This window comes from Streptomyces sp. cg36 (assembly GCF_041080675.1).
Taxonomy (GTDB): domain Bacteria; phylum Actinomycetota; class Actinomycetes; order Streptomycetales; family Streptomycetaceae; genus Streptomyces.
Genome location: NZ_CP163520.1, coordinates 2,702,472 through 2,723,384 on the forward strand (window position 1 = coordinate 2,702,472; position 20,913 = coordinate 2,723,384).

General features: G+C 73.4%; 19 protein-coding genes. 10 read left to right on the forward strand and 9 right to left on the reverse strand.

What is annotated here, in order from left to right:
* Window positions 1-21: 21 nt before the first annotated feature.
* From AB5J87_RS11865 to AB5J87_RS11880, 4 genes are all read right to left on the reverse strand, one after another.
* Entirely contained in the window at window positions 22-3,483 is a 3,462-nt protein-coding gene (locus AB5J87_RS11865; protein WP_369376421.1) for an SAV_2336 N-terminal domain-related protein, read from the reverse strand.
* A gap of 4 nt (window positions 3,484-3,487) precedes the next feature.
* On the reverse strand, window positions 3,488-4,489 hold the full coding sequence (locus AB5J87_RS11870) for an AAA family ATPase (protein ID WP_369376422.1): 1,002 nt from the start codon (window positions 4,487-4,489) through the stop codon (window positions 3,488-3,490).
* Window positions 4,490-4,718: 229 nt separating this feature from the next.
* A complete protein-coding gene (locus AB5J87_RS11875; protein WP_369376424.1) occupies window positions 4,719-6,695 on the reverse strand; it encodes a trypsin-like peptidase domain-containing protein in 1,977 nt (658 codons plus the stop codon).
* Window positions 6,688-7,086: a CU044_2847 family protein gene (locus AB5J87_RS11880; protein ID WP_369376426.1), complete on the reverse strand. Its 399-nt coding sequence runs from the start codon at window positions 7,084-7,086 to the stop codon at window positions 6,688-6,690. The genes AB5J87_RS11875 and AB5J87_RS11880 overlap by 8 nt, the downstream gene beginning before the upstream one ends.
* 163 nt (window positions 7,087-7,249) lie before the next feature.
* Here AB5J87_RS11880 and AB5J87_RS11885 point away from each other — a divergent pair, with 163 nt between their 5' ends.
* Entirely contained in the window at window positions 7,250-7,432 is a 183-nt protein-coding gene (locus AB5J87_RS11885) for a DUF6104 family protein (protein ID WP_369376427.1), read from the forward strand.
* Between the two features lie 275 nt (window positions 7,433-7,707).
* Here AB5J87_RS11885 and AB5J87_RS11890 read toward each other — a convergent pair whose 3' ends face one another.
* On the reverse strand, window positions 7,708-8,517 hold the full coding sequence (locus AB5J87_RS11890; protein ID WP_369376428.1) for a hypothetical protein: 810 nt from the start codon (window positions 8,515-8,517) through the stop codon (window positions 7,708-7,710).
* A 166-nt stretch (window positions 8,518-8,683) separates the two neighbouring features.
* Between AB5J87_RS11890 and AB5J87_RS11895 the strand changes: the two genes are divergently transcribed.
* The 3 genes from AB5J87_RS11895 (at window position 8,684) to AB5J87_RS11905 (ending at window position 11,828) form a co-directional block, all read left to right on the forward strand.
* The gene (locus AB5J87_RS11895) at window positions 8,684-9,544 is read left to right on the forward strand and encodes a DUF4097 domain-containing protein (RefSeq protein ID WP_369376429.1); all 861 of its coding nucleotides are present in this window, start codon (window positions 8,684-8,686) and stop codon (window positions 9,542-9,544) included.
* A gap of 1 nt (window position 9,545) precedes the next feature.
* Window positions 9,546-10,529, forward strand: coding sequence for a helix-turn-helix transcriptional regulator (locus AB5J87_RS11900; protein WP_369376430.1), 984 nt, complete (start codon window positions 9,546-9,548; stop codon window positions 10,527-10,529).
* Between the two features lie 408 nt (window positions 10,530-10,937).
* The gene (locus AB5J87_RS11905; RefSeq protein WP_369376431.1) at window positions 10,938-11,828 is read left to right on the forward strand and encodes an MBL fold metallo-hydrolase; all 891 of its coding nucleotides are present in this window, start codon (window positions 10,938-10,940) and stop codon (window positions 11,826-11,828) included.
* Here the strand turns inward: AB5J87_RS11905 and AB5J87_RS11910 are convergent.
* The 3 genes from AB5J87_RS11910 to AB5J87_RS11920 form a co-directional block, all read right to left on the reverse strand.
* Window positions 11,776-13,158: a cellulase family glycosylhydrolase gene (locus AB5J87_RS11910; protein WP_369376432.1), complete on the reverse strand. Its 1,383-nt coding sequence runs from the start codon at window positions 13,156-13,158 to the stop codon at window positions 11,776-11,778. The genes AB5J87_RS11905 and AB5J87_RS11910 overlap by 53 nt on opposite strands.
* A 65-nt stretch (window positions 13,159-13,223) precedes the next feature.
* On the reverse strand, window positions 13,224-14,189 hold the full coding sequence (locus AB5J87_RS11915) for a zinc-binding dehydrogenase (RefSeq protein ID WP_369383483.1): 966 nt from the start codon (window positions 14,187-14,189) through the stop codon (window positions 13,224-13,226).
* 240 nt (window positions 14,190-14,429) lie between these two features.
* Window positions 14,430-15,644: an NADP-dependent malic enzyme gene (locus AB5J87_RS11920; RefSeq protein ID WP_369376433.1), complete on the reverse strand. Its 1,215-nt coding sequence runs from the start codon at window positions 15,642-15,644 to the stop codon at window positions 14,430-14,432.
* A 542-nt stretch (window positions 15,645-16,186) separates the two neighbouring features.
* Here AB5J87_RS11920 and AB5J87_RS11925 point away from each other — a divergent pair.
* The 4 genes from AB5J87_RS11925 (at window position 16,187) to AB5J87_RS11940 (ending at window position 19,762) form a co-directional block, all read left to right on the forward strand.
* Entirely contained in the window at window positions 16,187-17,152 is a 966-nt protein-coding gene (locus AB5J87_RS11925; RefSeq protein ID WP_369376435.1) for an ABC transporter substrate-binding protein, read from the forward strand.
* A 74-nt stretch (window positions 17,153-17,226) separates the two neighbouring features.
* Window positions 17,227-18,162, forward strand: coding sequence for an amino acid ABC transporter permease (locus AB5J87_RS11930; protein ID WP_369376436.1), 936 nt, complete (start codon window positions 17,227-17,229; stop codon window positions 18,160-18,162).
* The gene (locus AB5J87_RS11935; RefSeq protein WP_369376438.1) at window positions 18,162-18,923 is read left to right on the forward strand and encodes an amino acid ABC transporter ATP-binding protein; all 762 of its coding nucleotides are present in this window, start codon (window positions 18,162-18,164) and stop codon (window positions 18,921-18,923) included. The genes AB5J87_RS11930 and AB5J87_RS11935 overlap by 1 nt, the downstream gene beginning before the upstream one ends.
* Before the next feature lie 209 nt (window positions 18,924-19,132).
* Window positions 19,133-19,762 (forward strand): ABATE domain-containing protein, encoded by a 630-nt coding sequence (locus AB5J87_RS11940; RefSeq protein ID WP_369376439.1) that lies wholly within the window; start codon window positions 19,133-19,135, stop codon window positions 19,760-19,762.
* On the opposite strand, the gene sodX is transcribed toward AB5J87_RS11940, so the two are convergent.
* Window positions 19,666-20,091 (reverse strand): nickel-type superoxide dismutase maturation protease, encoded by a 426-nt coding sequence (gene sodX, locus AB5J87_RS11945; RefSeq protein WP_369376441.1) that lies wholly within the window; start codon window positions 20,089-20,091, stop codon window positions 19,666-19,668. The genes AB5J87_RS11940 and sodX overlap by 97 nt on opposite strands.
* 166 nt (window positions 20,092-20,257) lie before the next feature.
* Between sodX and sodN the strand changes: the two genes are divergently transcribed.
* Together sodN and AB5J87_RS11955 are read left to right on the forward strand one after the other, a co-directional pair.
* Entirely contained in the window at window positions 20,258-20,653 is a 396-nt protein-coding gene (sodN, locus tag AB5J87_RS11950) for a superoxide dismutase, Ni (RefSeq protein WP_067163856.1), read from the forward strand.
* The gene (locus AB5J87_RS11955) at window positions 20,650-20,913 is read left to right on the forward strand and encodes a hypothetical protein (protein WP_369383773.1); all 264 of its coding nucleotides are present in this window, start codon (window positions 20,650-20,652) and stop codon (window positions 20,911-20,913) included. The genes sodN and AB5J87_RS11955 overlap by 4 nt, the downstream gene beginning before the upstream one ends.

Below are 20,913 nucleotides of genomic sequence, written 5' to 3' on the forward strand. Positions count from 1 at the left end.
CCCCGCCCGCGGCGGTCGCCGTCACGGCGCTCCCGGCCCGTCCGCGAGACGGTCGATCTCCGCCCGGCTCAGGGCCCCGATCCCGTCGTCCGGCTCCCCCGCCTCCGAAAGGACGCGCAGTACCTCACGGTGCTCCCTCCGTGCTCGGTCCGGGCCCGCCGTCCGTTCGAGCAGCGTGGCCCGCAGCTGTAGCGCCCGCGCCTCGGCCAGCGGGTCCCCGGCCGCCCGGCCCTCGCGGGCGGCCCGCAGCGCGTGGTCGGCGGCCTCCCCGAGCCGGGCCGTGGAGCCGGTGCGCGCCCACAGCAGCCGCACCACCTCGGCGCGCAGCAGCCAGATCTGCGACAGCAGCGCGCTGTGCTCGGTGGCGCGGGCGGCGGCGCCCAGGATCCAGTGGGCCTCGTGGAGGTCGGCGAGACCGCCCTCGACGTGGAACCTGCGGACGTGGGCGGTGGCCAGGAGGTAGCGCCTGCGGGCGAGTTCGGGGTCGCTCTCGGAGGTCTCGTCCAGCGCCCGGTGCAGGGCGCGCACCGCGCCCCGGGCGTCCTCGCGGGACTCCTTGACGCGCAGCCGCGCCGTGAGCGCGTCACCGAGCTCGGTGTAGGCCCCGGCCCGGCGCGGATCGTCGCCGGGCAGCAGCTCCAGCGCCTCCGACCAGGCCGACACCGCCGAGTCGAGGACGCTGCGGCTGCGGGTCGACTCGTACCGTTCGCGCAGCACCCGCCCCATCCGCAGCAGGCACGCGGCCTGCGCCTCGCGGTCCGGGCCCGCGTAGCTGCGGGCCTGGTCGAGGGCCTGGAGGACGGTCAGCCGGGTCGCGTCGTCGGCCTCGGCCCGGGTGAGCTCGACGGCGTCGGCCAGGTCCAGCCAGGCCCGGCTGATCTCGGCGTCGCCGAGCGAGCCGGGGGCGAGCGTCTCGAACCCGGCGTACAGGTCGGCGACGGCGCCGTCGGCGTACGAGCGCGCGGCGGCCGGGGACGACTCCGGCGTGCCCTGGGCCGACTCGCGGCGGGCGAGGGCGAGCAGCAGGGTGCCGCGCAGCAGCAGGACCTCGGCGGTGCGCTCCTCGGCCAGCAGCGCCCCGGCCACCTGCACCGCGCTGTTGAGGCAGCCCGGCGCGTAGGACGGCTCCAGCTCGGCGAGCCGTCGCAGCACCCGGATGCGGGCCAGCGAGGCGAGCCGCCAGTCGGCGCGCTGGGCGGCCGAGGCCGGGGGGATGCCGCCGATGAGGACGAGGCTGTTGTGGGCGCGGTTGAGGAGGTGGACGGCGATCTGGCGGGCCTCGTGCGGCTCCGGCTCGGCGGTGGATCCGGCGTCGGGCCGGACCGTGTCCGGCGGCCCGGCGAGCCCGAGCCCGTCCAGGCCGGGGCGGCCGGTGCCGTCCGTGCCGGGCCGGGCGCCGTCCTGCCCGCGTCCGGACAGCGCCGCCAGCCACCACGCCTCGTCCGTGCCCGCCCGCCCCGACTCGGCCTCGTCGGCCATCGCCTCCAGGACGCCCGCGAGGGTGAGGTGGGCGTGACGGGCGTGCGGCAGGGCGTTCTCCACGGCGGACAGGGCCGCGCCCAGGTCCTCGGTGAGCCGCCGCAGCTCCCAGCGCAGCAGCAGCGCGGCGGCCAGTTCGCCGTACAGCTGGGCCCGCTGCGGTACGCGCTGTTCGCCGCTCACGGCCGCCGACAGCAGCTGGACGCCCATGTCGAGGTCGCGGACCGTGCCGTACGAGCGGAAGCGGTCGAGGCAGTCGCGGGCCCGTTCGGCCAGTTCGCGCGGGGTCAGCCCGTCCGTGCCGCCGGGCAGCACCAGATGGTCGGAGCGCCCGAACCGGCGCAGGACCTGGGAGGAGACCCGGGCGAAGAGCCGCATCCGGGGATCGTCGGAGGGTCCGGCCGGGGCGGGGCCCCCGGGGTCCACGGACCCGGCGAGGACGGCGGCGGCGAGCGCCGGGAAGTTGCGCACGGTCCGCCCGTAGCGCCGCTCCACGTACTCCGAGCAGTGCTTGAGCACCAGGGCCGCGCCCCCGGCGCCCAGCCGGTCCAGCAGCCGCTCGCGCACCCCGTCGACGAAGACGTAGCCGGGCGCCCGGTCCGCGCCCTGCCCGTCGGACGCCTTCAGCAGGCCGCTGAGCAGCACCTCGGCCAGCACCTCGGGCCCGCTGTTGACCAGCATCGCCCGCTGCACCAGCTGCATCACCGGCAGCACCAGCGGCGCCGCCGACAGACAGGCGGCCAGCTGGGCCGCGTCGGGCGAGGCGGTGGCGCGGAACGCGGCCAACCGCTCGTCCGGCGGCAGGCCCTGCTCGGCGCGCGGGCTGCCCGGGGCCGCGCCGTGGTCGGCGCGCACCCGCCCGACCGCCGCCTCCATGCTCTGCTCGCTGCCCCCGCTCACCAGCCGCGCCCAGGATCCGAACGAGGACTGGCGCAGGGCCAGCACCGGCACCGGCACGCCCTGGGCGGCCTGCCCGCGCTCGGGCCTGCGCGGCCGGAACTCCAGCCGCCCGGCGGGGCCTTCGCGGCGCCGCAGCACGCCCTGGCGGGTGGGCAGGTGGGTGGAGCGCCACATCCGCTGCGGCAGCGGCTGGACCACCGCGAGCGGGGCCGCGCCGGACAGGCCGTACAGCATCCGCTGGAGCTGCCCGCTGCGCCACATGGGGCCCGCGCAGTCGCTGAGCAGCAGGGTGAGCCGGCGTCCGGCCGGGTCCCAGAGCTGGCTGGGGTCGACCAGGCGCCCGCCGGGCGCGGGCGAGCCGCCGACGCGCGGCCTGCCGTCCGCGTCCTCGTGCAGGAAGTGCACCCGCACCTCGCGGAAGGCCCCGGCGCGCTCGCAGACCTGCCGCAGCTCGTCGAGCGTCTGCTGCCACACCACGGTGGAGGAGGAGACGTCCATCAGCAGGGCGAGCCGGGCCTGGCGGCGGCGGTCCGGCTTCAGCACCGGCACCACCAGACCGAGGTCGGCCGCCCGGTCGGCGGTGGCCTGCTCGTCCAGCCGGTGCCCGGCCGAGCGGGCCGGGGTGCGGTACTGCTGGAGGGGCCGCAACGCCCGTTGCAGGGCGGCCGGTTCGGGCAGGGTGGCGGCGGCCGGGGCGGCCACCCGGGCCCCGCCGGGACCGCCCGGCGGGGCCGTCCGCCGGCCGTCCGCCTCCCGGCCGCCGTCCTGCCGGGTGCCGGGGCCCGGGGTGTAGAGGTCGGCCTGCCCCTCGTACGTGCGCGTGCGCGTGGGCGCGGGCCCCGGGCCGCTCCGGGCCGGGGCGGGCCCGTCGGGCGGCGGGGTCTCGGTGTCGCCGGGGGGCTTCACGCCGGGGCCGCCCGTGAACCTCGGCTGCGTCTGCGGGACCGGGGGGCCGGGCCGGGCCGCCGGGCTCGCGTAGTCGGCCAGCCACAGGGCGTCCGCCAGCTCCTGGGCGGTCGGCTGGAGCTCCGCCTCCCGCAGGCGTGCCACCAGCGCCGTGAGGGTCGCGCTCACGGCGGTCTCGGCGCGGGGGGCGGGGTTCACCGGGTCACCGCTGCCTGGTGTCCAGCGGGCGCAGCAGCAGCTCGGCTATCTCCTCGCGCCGCTCCGGCCCCTCGTCACGGACCTGCTGGGTCAGGAAGATGGCGTTCAGGAGCTGGTCGGTGGGGCGCAGTTCGCCGTCGCCGTCGTCGCGGGTGAACCGGGAGAGCAGATCCACGTTCCGCTCGTCGGCGCCGGGTCCGAAGTGGGCCTGCACGAAGGCCGCGAGGCGCTCCTCGCGCGGCGGCTCCAGGTGCAGGTGGATGCAGCGGCGCAGCAGCGGCGCCGGGAAGTCGCGCTCCCCGTTGCTGGTCAGGATGGTCACGGGGAAGGCGCGGCAGCGCACCTTGCCGTGCGCCACCTCGACCCGGTACCCGTCGTCGGTGAGCACCTCGACCACCTCGCGACCCGGCCGGTCGGCGATCCGCTCCAGTTCGGGGAGGGAGAACTCGCCCTCCTCCAGCACGTTCAGCAGGTCGTTGGGGAGGTCGATGTCGCTCTTGTCGAGCTCGTCGATGAGCAGGACGCGCGGGCGCTCGGCGGGCAGCAGCGCCGTGCCGAGCGGCCCGAGCTTGATGTACCGGCCGATGTCCTCGGCCTGGCCGTCGGCGAGCTGGGCGTCGTGCAGCCGCCCGATCGCGTCGTAGGTGTAGAGCCCGTCCTTGAGCTCGGTGCGGCTGATGATCGGCCACTGGAGGACCCGGCCGAGCCCCAGTTCGTACGCGAGGGAGTGGGCCAGGGTCGACTTGCCCGAGCCGGGCTCGCCGGTGATCAGCAGCGGGCGGCGCAGATACAGCGCGGCGTTGATCAGCTGGAGCGTCTCGGCGTCGTGCGCGGAGAGCTCGGCGACGCGCTCGCCGAGCCTGCGCCGGGAGGCGATGTCGATCTCCGGCACCCGGTAGGGGCGGGGCTCGCCGTCGAAGGCGCGCCAGCGCGGCGGGTCCGGCAGCGCGTCGATCCGCTCCGGATCGGGCTCCCCGAAGCCCCGGTAGATCAGCCAGTCGTCCATCGCTCGCTCCTCGTCGACGGTCGGCGGGGCACCGCTTCGCTGCCAAGTGTCCTTGCGTGTCGTGTCTTCGCGAGCCGAAGTCCAGTGTGAACGTACCCACTTGGGCGCCGTCGAAATGCGCGATCGCGCCAGGAGCCGGCCGAATCGACGCACGAGCCGTCACAGCGGCGCGCCGCCGGGCGCACGGCGGCGCACCGGGCTCCCGCGCGGGGCGCGGGGCGGGGCGGCGTCACGGCGCGTCCACCCGAGGGAGGTCCGGCAGCGGCCGGTCCGGATCGTCGTACAGCATCGCCACACCCTCCGCCCAGTGCTGGGCGTCCTTGGAATCGCTGACGTCCTCACGGATACGGCGCAGCCGGTCCGGGAGTTCAGTGGGGTCCTTCGCCTGCCCGAGCAGTTCGGCGAATCCGGCCCGCAGGGCGGTGCAGAACTCCCGGCAGCCGTGCTCCGAGTGGCCGTCGGTGTGCCAGAGCGCCAGGCCGTGGCCGGCGTCCAGGGCCATCCGCATGGCCGCGCCGCCCACCCCTCGCCCGGCGGGCCGGCACAGCACCGGCACCTCGCCGGGTGCCATGCCGGTGAAGTGGTGGGCCCGGGGCGCCTTCCCGGCGAGCGGCTGCGGCACGGCCAGCAGCGCCTCGGCGGCCATCAGTCCGTCCCAGCGCTCGCGCCAGTACGGGTCGACGCCGCCGCGCCGGTCGAGGTCGCGCAGCACCACCCGGCGCTGCACCCCGAGGTGGGGCGGCCGGTACAGCCGCCCCGTCTCGGTGAGCAGCCAGCGGTGCACGGCGGTGTCGAAGTGGTCGGCGGGCAGGGCGACTTCCAGGGGCGCCGGGCAGTCGTCCGTGTCCACGCTCTCGAACGCGGTGACCAGCTCGCGGCGCAGCTTGCTGATCAGCTGGCCGGGCGCCACCCCGTTGCCGTGGCACTCCTCGGCCACGGGTCTGGAGCCCTCGCGGTCGCCGTCGTGGACCCGGATGCGCCAGTAGAAGCGGTCGGGCGCGTCCGAGAGGGGCTCCAGCTCGACGGTGACCACCGCGCCGCCGTCGGTGCGCGGGTAGGGCAGTACGGTCATGTGCTCCTCGGGCGCGCCGGGCCCCAGCACCGGCAGCAGCGCTTCGGGCAGCCGCGCCTCGGTGACCAGGGTGTGCATCACGGCGGGCACCCCGCGCAGCCGCTCGCTCACCCAGGCGTCGAGCCCGGCCGGGTCGCCGCCGCGCCCGCGCTCGTACTCCACGACGAGCTTGAGGTAGTGCAGGAAGGCGATGGCGGGCATCGGCCGGTGCGCCTCGTAGAGCAGTCCGTGGCCGTCGCGCCAGGAGACGGGCTGGGGCAGGCTGCCGGGCGGCGCGATCCCGCCGCGCGCCTTGCGGGCCAGCTTGGCCACCGGTGGCACCCCGCCGGGCGCGGGCACCGAGGCGAGCAGCCGCAGCGCCGCGCGCCGGTCGACCGGACTCCAGTGCTCGGCGGTGCGGTGCAGCCCGGCGGCCGGTAACTCCTGCTGGCGCTCGATCCAGTTGTAGCCGTTGGCGCGGGGCGCCGAGCCGTGCCACTGGTCGTGTTCGGCGATCACGGTCTGGTAGAGCTCGCCGAACCGGCGCAGCACCGGCAGCGCGATCGCCCGGCCGCCGTCGCGTTCGACCCGGCGCGACTTCATGACGGCGACCACGGCCCCGGTGTGCGGGTCGAGCACGGGTCCGCCGGAGACGCCCTTGGGGAACTCGGTGTCGGTGAACCGCAGCCCGTAACTCCCGTCGTGGGTGCGGATGTCGATGCCCGTGTGCCAGCGCTGCGGGCCGTTGTCGGGCCGGAAGCCGTGGACGTGGGCGCCGACGCCGGGCGGCTCGGCGCAGTCGCTCAGCCAGACGCACTCGTGCTCCACGTCCTCGTCGAGCAGCTTGACCAGGGCCAGGTCCTGCTCGACGGGGATGTCGTCGCCGCTCAGGTCGTCGTCGACCAGCCAGGCCGCCAGCCGGGCCCGCAGCGGCTCGCCGCCCAGGCTGTCGCTGTCGACGTGGAAGACCTGCTCGCGGTCCCCGGCCAGCCGCGCGCGCAGCACATGCGCGCAGGTGAGCACCCAGCCGGGGGCGACGAAGAAGCCGCTGCCCCACATCGGGCCGCCCCGGGCCGCCAGCAGGTGCACGGTGGCCAGTCGGGTGAGTTCGTGGAGGTACGGGTCCGGGGGGCCGGCCGCCGAAGAGCTAGGCATCGGATCCGGCACCGGCGGGCGGGTTCGCGGGCAGTGGCGGCACGGGCCCCAGCGGGCGCGCCGGGGCCGGTGCCTTGGGCCGCTTCCAGCCGAGGGTGACCTGGATGGACGCCTTGGCCTCCCCGTCGGCCAGGATCGCGACGGCCGCCCCGGCCTTGGCGGACAGCTCGATCCCGAAGCTGATGTGCGCCTCGTCGGGCCGTACGGCCGCCGCCGCGTCCAGCACGGCCTGGCCGACCCCGGCGATCAGCTCGCCCAGCCGCTCCACCTTGGCCACGGCGCTGTCCAGCACCCCGACGTCGTCGTCATCGGCCGCGTACCCCCCGGCGGTGCCGATCCGGGCCAGTACCACGGCTCCGCCCGGCAGCTCGATTTCCCTCAAGTGCGCCATGGCCGCCCCCTCAACCAGTCGCATATTCACCTGACTTGAGAAGACGAGGGTAATGGGCGCGGCGGTTGCGCGGGACCCCCGGAAGGTGCCGGATACCCTGGAGGGGAACATATGCCCCCGGGCCCGCGCGGCGCGGGGGCGCCACCCTTCCCAGGAGCACGTTGTGTACTTCACCGACCGAGGTATCGAGGAGCTGGCGAAGCGGCGCGGCGAGGAGGAGGTCACCTTCGAGTGGCTCGCCGACCAGCTGCGCACCTTCGTCGACCTGAATCCGGACTTCGAGGTCCCGGTCGAGCGCCTGGCCACGTGGCTGGCCCGGCTGGACGACGAGGACGACGAGGAGTAGGCCGGGGCTCCGGCGGGGCGACACCGGGCACCCCGGGCGGGACGGTCCGGTCGGCCCCTGGGGCGGCTCGCGCGGCCGGGTTTCCCCGCGGGTTCCGGGCTCCGGACCGGGAAGCGCCGGGCGCCCCCGGACGGGACGGCCCGGTCGTACTCCGGGGCCGCTCGGGCACCCCGGGCGGGACGGTCCGGCACCGGGTGGAGTGGCCCGGTCGGCCCCGGGCCCGGCCGGCTCGACCGGCCCGCCCCCCACTCGAAGCCCCTGGGACCCGCCGGGTCCTAGGGCCGCTCGCGTGCCCGGTCGTACGCCAGGGACAGTGCTCCGTGGGTGAGCAGGACCGCGCCCGCCACCGTCCAGCCGCCGCTGCGCCGGGCCAGGCCCCAGGCGGCCAGGGGCAGGCCGAGCGCCAGCTGGGCCGCGCCGAGCGCGCGGGCCCGGGGGCCGCGCAGCCAGGGGCCCAGCGGCCCCTCCTCCACCACGTCGAGCTCGGCGCGGACCGCGTCCCGCCAGCCCGACCACTCCACGGTCTCGGCGCCCCGCGCCACCGCCACCGACCGCAGCCGGTCGGCGCTCTCGCCCGGGGTGAGCCCGACGGGCAGGGCGACTCCGGCGCGGGCCAGTACGGCGGTGAGCCCGAGCAGCCGGGCCCGTGCGTCGGCGGCCGGGTCGGGCCGGGTGAGCCGGTCGAGCTGCTCCAGGTCGAGTACGGGGTCGAGCCCGAGCCGCGCCGCGAACGTCCGCATCGCCTCGCCCTCGCCCGCCGCGGTCCCGTCGGCCAGCCACACGTACCCGACGGTGCGCCGGAACCCGGCGGCCAGGGCGTATCCGGCCCGGTCCGCGTCCCACCAGAGCGCGAGGACGGGCCAGGCCGCGCCCACGGCGAGGGCCGCCGCCCAGCCGCCGAGGACCTGGTCGACCGGGTCGGCGCCGCTCGCCCAGGGCTTGGTCTCGGGGACGAGCACGCTCCACCCCTCGCCCGCCGGGGCCAGCCGCATGCGCTCGCGCAGCAGATGCGCGGCGGGGCGGACGACCGCGGGTTCGGCGCGGCACAGGAGCAGTGCGCCGGAGGCGGTGGAGGCTCTGGACACGCTCCCCACGCTAGGGCAATCCACCACTTTCCACCCGCCGGTACGGGGTGACGGGCGACGCGGCGGCCACCGTGGCGCCGTGTCTTGACTTCCCGGATCCGCGATATATCGTGTCTAGCAGTGAGACGCGATATGTTGCGTCACGATCCGCCCAGGGAGGGCAGCCATGGCAGAGTCGACGTGGGACGTCTCGGAGCCGCGCACACTCACCTTCGACGCCCCGGTCGGCGCGCTCAACGTGCGCGTCGTCAACGGAACGGTGAACGTCGTGGGCACCGAAGAGGGTTCCGCCCGCCTTGAGGTCTCCGCCCTGGACGGCCCGCCGCTGATCGTCACCCGGAACGGCTCGACCCTCACGGTCGCCTACGAGGACCTGCCCTGGAAGGGCTTCCTCAAGTGGTTCGACCGCAAGGGCTGGCGCCGCAGCGCGGTCGTCTCCCTCACCGTGCCCGCCACCTGCGCGGTCGAGGTCGGCGTCGTCGGCGCCGGGGCCGTGGTCTCCGGGATCCGGGGGCGCACCGACGTGCGCGGCGTCACCGGCGACACCACCCTGGTGGGCCTGACCGGTTCCATCCACGCCGAGACCGTCTCCGGCAACCTGGAGGCCCAGGCCGTCACCGGCGACCTCCACTTCCAGTCCGTCTCCGGCGACCTGACCGTCGTCGAGGGCGCGGCCACCTCCGTGAAGGCCGAGTCGGTCAGCGGGGACATGGTGCTCGACCTGGACCCCACCGGAAAGCCCACCGACGTACGGCTGACCACGGTCTCCGGCGAGATCGCCATCCGCCTGGAGCACCCGGCCGCCGACGCCCGGGTGGAGGCCAACACCACCAGCGGCGCGGTCTCCAACGCCTTCGAGGACCTGCGCGTCAGCGGCCAGTGGGGCACCAAGAAGATCACCGGCACCCTGGGCGCCGGCAACGGCACCCTGCGCGCCACCACCGTCTCCGGCGCCATCGCGCTGCTGCGCCGCCCGCGCCCCGAGGACCCGGCCCCGGCCGCCCCCGCCACCAAGAAGGTGCTCTGACATGCCCCCCGTCTTCGCCCACGGCCGGCTGCGGCTGTACCTCCTCAAGCTGCTCGACGAGGCCCCGCGCCACGGGTACGAGGTGATCCGCCTGCTGGAGGAGCGCTTCCAGGGCCTGTACGCGCCGAGCGCCGGCACCGTCTACCCGCGGCTGGCCAAGCTGGAGGCCGAGGGCCTGGTCACCCACACCAGCGAGGGCGGCCGGAAGGTGTACTCGATCACCGACGCGGGCCGCGCCGAACTCGCGGGCCGCAGCGGCGAACTGGCCGACCTGGAGCTGGAGATCCGCGACTCGGTCTCCGAGCTCGCCGCCGAGATCCGCGCCGATGTGCGCGGGGCGGCGGGCGATCTGCGCGCGGACATGCGGCGCGCGGCCCGCGAGGCGCAGACGGGGCCTGCGGGCAAGGCCGGGCACACCGGCGAGGGCGAGTCCTGGCACCAGGCCAAGGAGGAGTTCAAGCGGGCCAAGCAGGAGTGGAAGGAGCAGGCGCGCCGGGCGAAGGACGAGTCGCGCCGCGCCCGCGAGGACGCCCAGCAGGCGCGCCGCCAGGCCAAGGAGGCCCAGGACCGGGCGCGCGAGCAGATGCAGCGGGTGGCCGAGCAGGTGCAGGACCACTTCGCCCGGGGGGACTGGCCCACGGGGGTACGGGAGGGCCTTGCGGAGATCACCAAGGAGCTGGGCCGGCTGACCCGCCCCCAGCCCAAGGAGCCCCCGGCCACCCCCCGCCCGGACGCCCCGGCCCCGGAGGCCACCCGCACCGGGACCACGGCGACCGAGCCCACGCCCCCCGCCTGGGCCGACGACCCGGCGACCGGCGACCCGGCCCGCGACCTGGACCGCCTCCTGGACCGCTTCCGCGACGACATCCGGGACGCGGCCCGCGACCACGGAGTGACAGCCCACCAACTCCGCGAAACCCGCCGCCACCTGTCCACAGCAGCAGCCCACATCGGCGCACTCCTGCGCACCCCCCACGACACCTAGGCCCCGCAGCCGAACGAGGTTCTTCAGGGGCGCGGGGAACAGCGCGAGAACCGACCACGCCCCGCAGACGAAGACGGTTTCCAGGGGCGCGGGGAACTGCGCGAGCAACCCACCACGGCCCGCAGACAAAGACGGGTTTCCAGGGGCGCGGGGAACGGCGCGAGAAGCGACCACGCCCCGCAGACAAAGTCCGGCCCACAAGGGGCGCGGGGAACCGCGCGAGAAGCGACCACAACCCGCAGCCGAAGTCCGGCCCACAAGGGGCGCGGGGAACTGCGCGAGGAGCGACCACGCCCCGCAGACAAAGACCCGGCCGAAAAGGGGCGCGGGGAACGGCGCGAGAACCGACCACCGCCCCGCAGCCGAAGCCCGCGCCCAAGGGGGCCACAGGGGGCCACACTAGGCCCCATGATCGATTTCCTCGGCCCCCCAACCCCCACCCCCACCCTCCCCACCCACTGGCACGCAGGCCACCCCTCCCCCAAACACGACCCCGCCCCCGAGATCCAGATCCACCCGTACACGGAACACACCCTGCTGCTCCGGCAGAACATGTCCGTGCACTTCGAGGCCCCCTTCCTCTTCCTCCTCTTCGGCAACGACCGCGCCCTGCTCCTCGACACCGGCGCCAGCCCCGACCCGGCCCACTTCCCGCTGCGCGCCACCGTGGACGCCCTGATCGAGCAGTGGCTGGCCCGCCACCCCCGTACCGGGTACGAGCTGCTGGTCGCCCACACGCACGGCCACGGCGACCACATCGCGGCCGACGCGCAGTTCGCGGACCGGCCCGCCACCACGGTCGTGGCGCCCGGCCTCGACGACGTGGTGCGCCACTTCGGCTTCGCCGACTGGCCGCACCGCACCGCCGAGCTCGACCTCGGCGGCCGGGTCCTCGACCTCGTACCGGGTCCCGGCCACCACCCGGCCGCCGTCGTCTTCCACGACCGGCACACCGGCCTGCTGCTGACGGGCGACTCGCTGTACCCGGGCAGGCTGTACGTCGACGACGCCGAGGCGTACGCGCGGACCGCCGACCGCCTGATCGACTTCTGCGCCGGGCGGCCGATCAGCCACGTCCTGGGCTGCCACATCGAGATGACCACCACCCCGGACGAGGACTACCCCCGGGGCACCACCTACCAGCCCGACGAGCCGCCGCTGCAGCTGACCGCCGCGCATCTGCACACCCTGCGCCGCGCCCTGGCCGAGACGGAGGGCCGCCCGGGCTCGTACCCGTACGGGGACTTCATCCTCGTCCACCAGGGCCGGCCGCGACCCGGGGCGCGACCGTCACGGTGACGGCCGCCCCGGCCGCCGCCCGCACCTCGGTGCCCCGCGCCCGCCCGCCCGTCACCGCGATCCGCCACTGCCGGGCGTCGGTCGGCAGGGAGAGCGCGGTGGTGCCGCCGTCGGCGACGTACCCGAGGCGGTAGGTGCGCGTCGCCGGGTCGTACGCCTGGGTGCGCACCCGGCCCGCCACCGCCCGCGCGTACGGCGTCGCCATCAGCTTCTTGTTGCCCCGCAGTTCGCCCCGCGCGTCGGCGGCGCAGTAGCCGCCGCCGTAGCACCAGACGTAGCCCGCCCAGCCGGAGGTGTAGCGCGCCAGCGAGGCCAGCGCGTCCGCGTAGAACCGGCCCATGTGCGGGAGTTCGCCGTTGAGCGGCCCCCACTCGCCCACCACCACCGGCACCCGGTACTTCTTCGGATACGCGGTCACGGCCGACTCGTACGCCTCGATCCACCCGGCCGAGGGGTCGTAGTCGGCGCCCGCCTCCATCGCGGTGTTGTAGAAGTGCGGCGCGTACACCGCCTTGGGGTCCTCGATCCGGCCGAGGCCCGTCGGCACGCCCTCGCCCACGGCCGGGGTGGGCTCCACGAAGAGCCAGTGCTCGCGGTCGGCCGAACGCACCGCCCGCGCCAGGCGGTTGTACATCGGGGTGAGCTCCTCGGCCTCGATGCGGCGGGCCGCCGTCGGCGCGTCCTCGCCCGGCCGGAACTCCCCCATCGGCTCGTTGATCAGGTCGTACCCGAAGACGGCCGGGTGGTGCGCGAACCGCCCGGCGAGCACCCGCCACATCCGCGCCTGCGCCCGCCGCAGGTCCGCGTCCCCGTACAGATGGGTGAACGCCCTCTGCACGGCGGGCTCGTAGTACTCGGAGAACCAGTCGTCCGGGTGCGGGATGAACGGCAGCCCGTCCGTGCGGGTGGCCCAGGCCGGTATCCCCCGGTGCCCGAACGCCGGGCCGAACACGTCCTGGTGGGCGTCGATCAGCACCCGTACGTCATGGCGGTGCGCCCAGTCCAGGATCCGCTGGATCTTGTCCAGGTACGCCCCGCTGTACTGCCCCGGCACCGGCTCCAGGTCGTCCCAGAAGACCAGCAGCCGGGCGAAGCCGAAGCCGTGGGCGCGCAGGTCCCGGAAGGTCCGCTCGGTGATCGCGGAGAGCGCCTGGTCGCCGCTGTGGACCTTGTCCTCCACGTTCCAGCCGCGCAGGGTGAGCGTGCGCCCCCGCTCGTCGGTGAGCCGGGGAATCCCGCCCGCCTCCCGGGCGTGGGCGGCGGGCGCCAGACCACCGCCCGCCAGCACGGCACAACAGCCCACCGTCGCAAGGAACTTGCTCGTCCGCATGGGAGACCTCCGGCACGTCGTCGAGTGGGCGTGCCGGAGATCAGATCAGGGTTTCTGACGAACCATCAAGAGGTCGTCAGCACGATCTTCCCGAAGACGTCCCCGGACTCGATCCTCGCGAAGCCCTCGCGGGCCCGGTCGAGCGGGAGCAGCTCGTCGATCACCGGCCGTACACCGGTGGCCGCGCAGAACGCCAGCAGGTCCTCCAGCTCCTCCTTGGTGCCCATGGTCGAGCCGACGACCTTCAGCTCCAGGAAGAAGATCCGGGTGAGTTCCGCGTGCGCGGGGCGGTCGCCGCTGGTGGCGCCCGAGATGACCAGGGTGCCGCCGGGCTTGAGGGACTTGACCGAGTGCGACCAGGTGGCGGCGCCGACGGTCTCGATCACGGCGTCCACCCGCTCCGGCAGCCGCGCGCCCGGCTCGTACGCCTCCAGGGCGCCCAGCTCCACCGCCCGCGCGCGCTTGGACTCGTCGCGGCTGGTGGCGAAGACCCGCAGGCCGGCGGCCTTGGCCAGGACGATCGCGGCGGTCGCGACACCGCCGCCCGCACCCTGGACGAGAACGGAGTCGCCGGGCCGTACGCCCGCGTTGGTGAAGAGCATCCGGTACGCGGTGAGCCACGCGGTCGGCAGACAGGCCGCCTCGGCGAAGCTGAGCTCCTTGGGCTTGGGCAGCACGTTCCAGGTCGGCACCGCGACCTGCTCGGCGAAGGTGCCCTGGTACTTCTCGGTGAGGATGGAACGGCCCTCGCGGGGGCCCACGCCGTGGCCGCTCTGGCCGATCACCGAGTGCAGGACGACCTCGTTGCCGTCCTGGTCGACCCCGGCCGCGTCGCAGCCCAGGATCATCGGCAGCTTGTCCTCACCGAGCCCGACGCCGCGCAGGGACCACAGGTCGTGGTGGTTGAGCGAGGCCGCCCGTACGTCGATGAGGGACCAGCCCGGACGTACCTCGGGGGCCGGCCGCTCCCCCAACTCCAGTCCGGAGAGCGGCTGGTCGCGGTCGATGCGGGCGGCGTAGGCGGCGTACATGCCCCAGACGATAGACACGCCCCCGCCCCACCCGGAACCACCCCCCGGTGTGACACGCCGCACCTACGCGACCGCGAAGGCGCGAGCAACCCACCACGGCCCACAGACGAACACGGGTCCCCCAGGGGCGCGGGGAACGGCGCGAGCGGCCCCACACGGCCCGCAGGCCACGGACGAGCGGCCGTACCGGCCCCGGGGTGCGGCCGGGCCCCACACGGGGTCCGGCCGCGCAGCACGGGGTCAGCGGCGGGCCACGCCCTCCGCCCGGGCCGCCGCGGCCACCGCCGCGGTCACCGCCGGGGCGACCCGCTCGTCGAACGGCGACGGAATCACATAGTCCGCGGCCAGATCGTCACCGACGACATCCGCCAGCGCGTTCGCCGCCGCGATCTTCATCCCCTCGGTGATCCGGGAGGCCCGGACCTGGAGGGCACCCGCGAAGATCCCCGGGAAGGCCAGCACGTTGTTGATCTGGTTCGGGAAGTCCGACCGGCCCGTGGCGACCACCGACGCGTACTTGTGCGCGACGTCCGGGTGCACCTCGGGGTTCGGGTTGGCCATGGCGAACACGAAGGCGCCGGGCGCCATCGAGGCCACCGCGGCCTCCGGGACCGTACCGCCGGAGACGCCGATGAAGACGTCCGCACCGGCCAGCGCGGTCTCCAGGGACCCGGAGAGCCCCGCCTTGTTGGTGATCTCCGCGAGCTCGCGCTTGACGTCGGTCAGGTCCTGGCGGTCCCGGCTGACGATGCCCTTGCGGTCGGTGACGGCGACGTCACCCAGCCCCGCCTCCAGCAGGAACTTGGCGATGGCCACACCGGCCGCGCCCGCCCCCGAGATCACGCCCCGCAGCTCCCCGAGCGTGCGGCCGGTGAGCTTCGCCGCGTTGCGCAGGGCCGCCAGGGTGACCACGGCGGTGCCGTGCTGGTCGTCGTGGAAGACCGGGATGTCCAGGGCTTCCTGGAGCCGCCGCTCGATCTCGAAGCAGCGGGGGGCGGAGATGTCCTCCAGGTTCACCCCGCCGAAGGACGGCGCCAGCCGCACGACCGTCTCGATGATCTCGTCGGTGTCGGTGGTGGCGAGCGCGATGGGCACCGCGTCGACCCCGCCGAACTGCTTGAAGAGGATGGCCTTGCCCTCCATCACGGGGAGGGACGCCTCCGGGCCGATGTCACCGAGCCCGAGCACGGCGGTACCGTCCGTGACCACGGCGACGACCTGGGACTTCCAGGTGTAGTCGTGGACCAGCTCCGGGTTCTCGGCGATGGCGCTGCACACCTTCGCCACGCCCGGGGTGTACGCGAGGGACAGGTCGTCCTTGTCGCGGATGGGCACGGTTGCCTGCACGGCCATCTTGCCGCCCCGGTGGAGGGCGAAGGCCGGATCGAAGGGGTCCTCCGCGGAGGCACCTTCGGTACTGCTGTCGCTGCGAGGATTGACGATCTCCGCTGCCATGGTGTTGACCCCTTAAGTCTTCATCAGTTGAGGGTGGCCACTCCTTGTTGAGGAGGGGTGGGTGGGCACCACGCACGTTCCCCGCGGAGAGCGGTTGGCCCGCCCCGCGAGGAGGAGGTACGTACGCGCGGGCGCGCCGCACAACGCGCCCTGAGCCCCGGATGAGGGGTGTAAGGATCCTTCTTACCGGACGGAGGCGTCCGCCGAGTAGTCCATTTCGACTGCGGAACAGTGCAGTGACACGACTCAAGCGGCATGTCGGGACAAGTGAGCTATGCGGCATGAAACATGTCCACAACGCGAGATGAACCGCAGATCTTCCGGTCCGGAAAGGCACTGCCCGCACAAGGTCCGGCCCGGAGTTACCGGTCCGTTCGGGTTCGGGGGTGACCCGTTATCCGATTTTGACATGCGCGGCCCCCTGAATCCGCTGGTCCGAATGGCAAGATGCCGACACAACACGGTCGTGTCACCCAAGGAAGAGCGCCACGGCCAGCTGTGTACTCAATGGCCACTCCATCACCCGCCGGAGGAACCCGACCATGACCGCAAGCACCACCCGTCGCTCGACCGCCGCCTCGTCCAAGATTGTCGCGGTCGGCGCGATCGCGGTCGCCGGAGCCCTGCTGCTGACCGGATGCGGAGACCAGACGAAGAGCAAGGACAACAACAGCTCCTCGTCCGCCAGCTCCTCCGGCAAGGGCCCGCTCTTCTCCAAGCTGCCCAAGGCGATCCAGGACAAGGGCGTCATCAAGGTCGGTTCGGACATCGCGTACGCACCGGTCGAGTTCAAGGACAAGGACGGCAAGACCGCCGGCATGGACCCGGACATCGCCGATGCCCTGGGCAAGCAGTTGGGCGTGAAGTTCGAGTTCGAGAACGGCACCTTCGACACCCTGGTGACCGGTCTGCGCGCCAAGCGCTACGACATGGCCATGTCGGCCATGACGGACACCAAGGACCGCCAGAACGGCGTGGACTCGGAGACCAAGAAGAAGGTCGGCGAGGGCGCCGACTTCGTGGACTACTTCACCGCGGGCGTGTCGATCTACACTGCGAAGGGGAAGGACCAGAACATCAAGACCTGGGACGACCTCTGCGGCAAGAAGATCGTGGTGCAGCGCGGCACGGTCTCCGAGGACCTCGCCAAGAAGCAGTCCGAGAAGTGCGGCGACAAGGGCAAGATCTCGATCGAGGCGTTCGACACGGACCAGCAGGCCCAGACCCGGCTGCGCTCCGGCGGCGCCGACGCGGGCTCCTCGGACTTCCCGGTGGCCGCGTACGCGGTGAAGACCTCCGGCGGCGGCAACGACTTCCAGATCGTCGGCGAGCAGGTCGAGGCCGCTCCGTACGGCATCGCCGTCTCCAAGGACAACACCCAGCTGCGTGACGCCCTCAAGGAGGCGTTGGACGCGATCATCAAGAGCGGCGACTACGACAAGGTCATCGCGAAGTGGGGCGTCGAGGCCGGCGCCGTCAAGGAAGCCAAGATCAACGGCGGCGTCTGATTCTCTCCGCTCCAGGCCCGCCCCGCCCCCGTCCCCGGGGCGGGCGGCCTGAAGGCTTCTGAAAGGCAACACCCGTGACTGTTGACGTCAACAAGACGGAGCCGGCGGACACTCCCCCCGCCGCTCCGGAGGCCATCAAAGCGATCCCGGTCCGCCACTACGGCCGGTACGTCTCCGCCGTGATCGCCATCGCCCTGCTCGCCGCGATCATCTACGCGTTCAGCCAGGGCAAGATCAACTGGGGTGCCATCCCGGACTACTTCTTCGACGACCGCATCCTCGACGGTGTCGGCCAGACCCTGCTGCTGACCGTCCTGTCCATGGCGATCGGCATCACGGGCGGCATCCTGCTCGCCGTGATGCGCCTGTCGAAGAACCCGGTGACGTCCTCCATCGCCTGGTTCTACATCTGGTTCTTCCGGGGCACCCCGGTCCTGGTCCAGCTGATGGTCTGGTTCAACCTGGGCCTGGTCTTCGAGTACATCAACCTCGGCCCGATCTACAAGGACTACTGGTCCTCGTTCATGACGCCGCTGCTCACGGCGCTGCTCGGGCTCGGCCTCAACGAGGCCGCGTACATGGCGGAGATCTGCCGCGCCGGTCTGCTGGCGGTCGACGAGGGCCAGACCGAGGCCGCCCACGCGCTGGGCATGAGCCACGGCAAGACGCTGCGCCGGATCGTGATCCCGCAGGCGATGCGCGTGATCGTGCCGCCGACGGGCAACGAGGTCATCAACATGCTGAAGACCACCTCGCTGGTCTCGGCGGTCCAGTTCTACGAACTCCTGCGCCAGGCCCAGGACATCGGCCAGACGTCCGGCGCCTCGGTCGAGATGCTGTTCCTGGCCGCCGCCTGGTACCTGATCCTGACCACGGTCTTCTCGATCGGCCAGTACTACCTGGAGCGCTACTACGCCCGCGGTTCCACCCGGGCGCTCCCGCCCACCCCGTTCCAGCGAGTCAGGGCCAACCTGACCTCGCTCCGCAGCACCCCCAAGGTGGTGAGCTGATGACCGCCATGGTGAAGTCCGAAGGCGTGCACAAGTCCTACGGATCCGTCGAGGTCCTCAAGGGCATCGACCTGGAGGTGGCCGAGGGCGAGGTGTTCTGCCTGATCGGCCCGTCCGGCTCCGGCAAGTCGACCTTCCTGCGGTGCATCAACCACCTGGAGAAGATCAACGCCGGCCGGCTGTACGTCGACGGCGAGCTCGTCGGCTACCGCCAGAAGGGCGACAAGCTCTACGAGCTGAAGGACAGCGAGGTCGCGCTCAAGCGCCGCGACATCGGCATGGTCTTCCAGCGCTTCAACCTGTTCCCGCACATGACGGCGCTGGAGAACGTCATGGAGGCGCCGATCCAGGTCAGGGGCGAGAGCAAGGCGGTGGTCCGCGAGCGCGCCCAGAAGCTGCTCGACCGGGTCGGCCTGGCCGACAAGGCGGGGAACTACCCCTCGCAGCTCTCCGGCGGCCAGCAGCAGCGCGTGGCGATCGCCCGCGCGCTGGCCATGGAGCCCAAGCTGATGCTCTTCGACGAGCCGACCTCCGCGCTCGACCCGGAGCTGGTCGGCGACGTCCTGGACGTCATGCGCGGTCTGGCCGAGGACGGCATGACCATGGTCGTGGTGACCCACGAGATGGGCTTCGCGCGCGAGGTCGGCGACTCGCTGGTGTTCATGGACGGCGGCGTGGTGGTCGAGTCCGGCCACCCGCGCGACGTCCTGACCAACCCGCAGCACGACCGGACGAAGTCGTTCCTGTCGAAGGTCCTGTAGTCCGGGCCCTGTAGTCGAGGCCCTCCGACCGAGGTCCTGTAGTCGAAGATCCTGCGGCCGGCCGACGGGCCGGAGGTACGAGGCGGGGCGGTACGGCCGATCGGGCCGGACCGCCCCGTTCGGCGTAGTGGGGTTCCGTCCCCGCCGGGGCCGCTCACGTAATACCCTCGGATGGCATCCAGCCGTTACTGCCGCCGTAAGGATCACAAGTGGAACTGGCCTATTACTCGGACTACGCCGTGCGCCTGGTCAACACCGAGGAGCCGGCCCGCAACAAGGATTCCCTGACGACGGTCGAGGTGATCCGCGAGCTCTTCGGCTCCGAGTCCATGACGGCCCGCCGCGCCACCGAGGCCGACGTACCCCGGCTGCGGGCGGTGCGGGCCCGGCTGCGGGCCGTGTTCGAGGCGGCGGACGAGGGCGAGGAAACCCGGGCGGTGGACCTGCTGAACTCGCTGCTCCTGGAGTTCCCGGTCAGCCCGCAGGTCTCCGGCCACGACCACCGGGACGAGGACGGCCGCCCGCTGTGGCACATGCACCTGGCGGACCACACCTCCAACGCGACGGCGGGCTACGCGGCGCTCGCCTCCATGGGACTGGCCTTCCACCTGACCGAGTACGGGGTGGACCGGCTCGGCCTGTGCCAGGCAGCACCGTGCCGCAACGCCTACCTCGACACCTCCACCAACCGCTCCCGGCGCTACTGCTCCGACCGGTGCGCGACCCGGGCGAACGTGGCCGCCTACCGCGCCCGCAAGCGCCTGGAGACCGACCGGTCCGCGAACACCGGCCGGACCGCCGAGAGCACCCAGGACAGCAGCACCCCCACCGAGCGCTGACGCCCGGGCAGCAGCGGCCGGTACCGCCCGCGCACCCGCCCCAGCACCAGCTCGCACGGCACGGTCCCGAAGGCCCGGCTGTCCACGACCTCGTCGTCCGGATTGTCCCCGAGCACCCACCAGCCGCCCTCACGCAGCTCGATCAGCCGCTTGACGATGAGCAGGTCCTGCTGGAGCGGGTGCCGCAGCACCGCGACGTCGCCCGCCCGCAGCTCGCTCCCGTAGTGCACCAGCAGCTGATCACCGTGGAGCAGCGTCGGCACCATGGAGGTCCCCGTCACCTCCGCGATCCCCAACGGCACCTTCGGCTCCCGCCCCTGATCCGTCATCCGCCACCCACCTCCCGCTACCCGGTCCACACCCACGGTACGTTCCGCCACGGGCCCCGTGGTGGCCCTGGACTTTTGTCCTAAGCCCCCGGGGGCACTCGCGAAAACAGGTCACTCACCGAGTAATGTCCCACCTGAGAAGACGATCACGAGGAAGGACAGCTCAATGCTTTCCCGCCTGTTTGCCCCCAAGGTGAAGGTCAGCGCCCACTGCGACCTGCCCTGCGGCGTGTACGACCCGGCCCAGGCCCGCATCGAGGCCGAGTCGGTCAAGGCAGTCCAGGAGAAGTTCCAGGCCAACGAGGACCCGCACTTCCGTGCGCGTGCCGTGGTCATCAAGGAGCAGCGCGCCGAGCTCGCCAAGCACCACGTCTCGGTGCTCTGGAGCGACTACTTCAAGCCCCCGCACTTCGAGAAGTACCCCCAGCTCCACCAGCTGGTCAACGACACCCTCAAGGCCCTGTCGGCCGCGAAGGCGTCGACGGACCCGAAGACCGGCGAGAAGGCCCTTGAGCTGATCGCCGAGATCGACCGGATCTTCTGGGAGACGAAGAAGGCTTGATCTGGCTGGGCCGTCCGCCCCGCGCTTCCGCGGGCCGCATCGCCTACCCGTCCGCACCCGGCCCGCAGGCCGCCGAAATCGGCGTCCGTGGCGAGCCGGGTGCGGTTTTTTCTTCGGGCCTCAAGTGGGGGTGGCTCCGCACCTCCGACCGCACCCGCAAGGCCATCACCTCGCTCCGCTCCACCCTCGCGGTCTACCGGCGTCGTCGCGTCCCCGGCGCCGCCGATCTGGCCCGCCGCGCCCACGAGGCGCTCGCCTGA